This window comes from Actinomadura montaniterrae, from assembly GCF_008923365.1.
GTDB classification, from domain to species: domain Bacteria; phylum Actinomycetota; class Actinomycetes; order Streptosporangiales; family Streptosporangiaceae; genus Spirillospora; species Spirillospora montaniterrae.
This window is the reverse complement of the sequence record NZ_WBMR01000428.1, coordinates 1-2821: the sequence shown is the minus strand read 5'-3', so window position 1 is coordinate 2821 and position 2821 is coordinate 1. Positions and strand designations below refer to the sequence as shown.

Genomic DNA, 2821 nt, shown 5'->3' with positions numbered 1-2821 from the left:
CCCGCAGGACGCCCATCCGGGACGCCCGGCGGGCGGCAGGCGGCGGGCGTCAGGCGCCGGGGGTGAGGTGGCGGCGGGACCGGCGGGCGCCCGCCAGCAGCATCGCCGCGCGGACCAGCCAGATCACCAGCGCGACGTGCAGGACGGCCAGCGCCGCCGTCCCCACGCCCACCGTGAACGCGACCGCGAAGAACACGGCGACCATCAGCGGGAACGCGGGGAAGCGCGGGCCGCGCCGGTGCGCCATGGGCCCGTGATGCCGGTGCCGCCGGCGCATCGGGCGTCCCGGGCCGCCGAACATGAGCGCGGGGCCGAGGTCCCAGGGGACCTCGCCGAAGGCCGCCGCGGGCCGCTCCGGTTCGGGCAGGCCGTTCGGGGCGGGCAGGTCGCGGACGAGGACGCGCAGGTCGCCGCGCGTCTTGGCGGACAGCACGGCGTCCAGCCGCTCGTCGAGTTCACCGCGGTCGAGCCGCCCCGCCGCGAAGTGGTCGTGCAGGGCGACCATCACGGCGTCCCGCTCGGCGTCGCCGATGCGGATGTCGTCCGGGCGAGTCACTGGTCTACTCCTCGTCGTCGTCGGAGGCCGTCGGGCCCGCGTCGCCGGCGGGACCGTCGGCGGGCGCGTCGTCGGCCAGGATCCGGTACAGACTCCGGCGGGCCTCCGACAGGACGTCCCTGGCCTGGGCGACCTGCTCGGGGCTGCCGGAGTGGACGATCTGCATGACCGCGGCCCCCGTCTGCGCGGCCTGCTTGAACAGGTCGGGGACGCCCTCGCCGAACTCGGGCGTCATCTCCGCCCACGGCTCGGCGAGCCGCTCGGCGTTCTCCTCGACGTGCGCGCGGCCCTCGTCGGTGAGGTGGAAGGTGCGGCGGCCGCCGCCCTCCTCGCCCGCGATGAGGCCCTCGTCGGCGAGCTGCTGCAGCGCCGGGTAGACCGCGCCGGGGCTGGGCTTCCAGGCGCCGCCGCTGCGCTCGTTGATCTCCTGGATGATCTGGTAGCCGTTGCGGGGCTCCTCGGCCAGCAGGACGAGGATCGCCGCGCGGACGTTGCCCTTGCGCGCCTTCGGCCCCCGCCCCCAGGGGCCGCGCCCGCGCGCCCACGGCGGCCGGCCGGGCCCGAATCCGCCGCCCGGCGGCCCCCAGGGGCCGGGCCCGCCGCCGAACATCGGGCCGAAGCCGGGGAACTCGCCGCGGGCTCCCGGGCCGTGGTGCCCCGGTCCGTGGTGCCGGGACGCCGCGTGCGCGGCCTTCGCCCCGAGCGCCGCCGCCGCGAACGCCCAGCGCCAGTCGGGTCCGCCGTGCGCGTGTGCCGCTCCCATGTTCTCCACCTTCCTTCTGAGATCTTTCTTTGATCCCTCGCGATAGGACAACGATATATCGAAGACGGCTCGCTGTGCCAGATGGTTCCCGGAACCGCGCGGCGGATCCCCGGCCGGCTCGCGGCGGCCGTCCGGGACATGATCATCTATTCCGGTCATGGCCGTCTGACCGGCGGAAACGCTGGGTAAACAGCCGGGCGGGGGGACGATGGGGACTCAGGAAGCGGCGACCGCGCGGGACGCGGTCCTCACCCGGGACGGCACCGGAACGCGGGGGCGGGCGAGCGGCGAGGTGCTGCTCGGGCTGGCGCTGTTCGGGCTGTACTCCCTGGTGGCGATGCTGCCGGAGCAGGTCAGGGAGCACGCGGCCCGCCGGCGCGGGGAGGCGGTGCTCGCGCTGGAGCGGGCCCTGCACCTCGACGTGGAGCCGGCCCTCAACGGCTGGCTCGCCGGGCACCCCGTCTGGCGCGCCCTCGCGGACTACGAGTACGCGACCGCCTACCTCGCGGCCACGCTCGCGGTGCTGGTCTGGCTGTACGCGCGGCACCCCGACCGGTACCGGACGGCGCGCAACGCGTTCGTCCTGCTGAACGTCGCCGCGATCGCCTGCTTCGCGCTGTTCCCGGTGATGCCGCCGCGGTTCATGGGCGACCTCGGCTTCGTCGACACCGTCCGGCTCGGCCGGACGTGGGGGTCGTGGGGCTCGCCGGTGATCGAGCACGCGGACCGGTTCGCGGCCGTCCCGTCCCTGCACATGGCCTGGGCGTTATGGGCCGGCGTGGAGCTCGCCCGGGCGGGCGCGCCGCGGCCGGCGCGGATCCTGAACGGCGCGCACATCGCCGTCACCGCGTACGTCATCGTCGCGACGGCCAACCACTACGTGCTGGACGCGGTCGCGGCGGTGCCGCTGGTCGCGCTGTCGGTGGTCACCGCCGAGCGGCTGGCCGCGCGCCCGCCGGCCGCCGAGCGCGTCCCGGCGCAGGACGCGTTCTTCCTCGCGGTGGAGAGCGCCGCCGCGCCGCAGCACGCGGGCGGCGTCATCATGCTCGACACGTCCCGCCGCGCGCTCGGCCGGCTCGACCTGGTCCGGCTGATCGGCGACCGGCTCGACCGGCTGCCGCGGTTCCGGCAGCGGCTGGAGGGCGGCGGCCGGTGGCGGCGGCCGGTCTGGCGCGACCATCCCGCCATCGACTGGTCCTGGCACGTCACCGAGCGCGACGTCGACGGGATGGACGGCCTGCGCGCGATGATCGCCGAGATCCAGGCCGAGCCGCTGCCCCGCGACCGGCCGCTGTGGCGGATGATCCTGGTCGGCGGGGCCGCGCCCGGCCGCACCACGCTGGTGTTCCTGATGCACCACGTCGTCGCGGACGGCGTCGGCGTCGTCGCGCAGGCCATCTCGCTGATGGAGCCCGCCGCGCCGGGCCCGTCCGGCGGCGGGGAGCCGGCGATGCCGCCGCGCCGCCGGGTCCGCGAGGCGCTCGCGGGCGCCGTCGGCCTCG

3 protein-coding genes are annotated in these 2821 nt (G+C 76.5%); 1 reads left to right on the top strand and 2 read right to left on the bottom strand.

Annotation, left to right across the window (positions count from 1 at the left end):
- Positions 1-49: 49 nt before the first annotated feature.
- Positions 50-556, bottom strand: a complete 507-nt coding sequence (locus tag F9B16_RS49950; protein ID WP_151547275.1) for a DUF1707 SHOCT-like domain-containing protein — start codon at positions 554-556, stop codon at positions 50-52.
- Between the two features lie 4 nt (positions 557-560).
- On the bottom strand, positions 561-1319 hold the full coding sequence (locus tag F9B16_RS49945; protein ID WP_151547274.1) for a PadR family transcriptional regulator: 759 nt from the start codon (positions 1317-1319) through the stop codon (positions 561-563).
- Between the two features lie 208 nt (positions 1320-1527).
- On the opposite strand from F9B16_RS49945, the gene F9B16_RS49940 reads away from it, so the two are divergent.
- On the top strand, positions 1528-2821 hold a 1294-nt coding region (locus F9B16_RS49940; RefSeq protein ID WP_192809404.1), incomplete at its 3' end, for a bifunctional phosphatase PAP2/O-acyltransferase family protein.